The 331-nt window shown below is 36.0% G+C and carries 1 pseudogene; it reads left to right on the top strand.

The annotated features are described in order from the left end of the window. Nucleotides 1–331: pseudogene (locus tag ELQ11_RS09750) on the top strand (flagellin); the annotation flags it as partial.

Genomic DNA, 331 nt, shown 5'->3' with positions numbered 1-331 from the left:
AGGCTATGGATGAGCAACTTAAAATCTTAGATACTATCAAGACTAAAGCTACTCAAGCAGCCCAAGATGGTCAAAGTTTAAAAACAAGAACCATGCTTCAAGCAGATATAAACCGCTTAATGGAAGAGCTTGATAATATCGCAAATACTACAGCTTTTAATGGTAAACAACTTTTAAGTGGAAATTTTACCAATCAAGAATTTCAAATCGGTTCAAGCTCAAATCAAACTATAAAAGCAAGCATTGGACCAACCCAGTCTTCAAAAATCGGTGTAACTAGATTTGAAACAGGTTCGCAAAGTGTGAGTTCGGGTGTAGTAGGACTTACTAT

It is taken from the genome of Campylobacter sp. US50a (genome assembly GCF_004379015.1).
In the GTDB taxonomy this organism is placed as follows: domain Bacteria; phylum Campylobacterota; class Campylobacteria; order Campylobacterales; family Campylobacteraceae; genus Campylobacter_D; species Campylobacter_D jejuni.
Note: the sequence above shows the minus strand (reverse complement) of the source record. Positions and strands in the feature narration are given on the sequence as shown.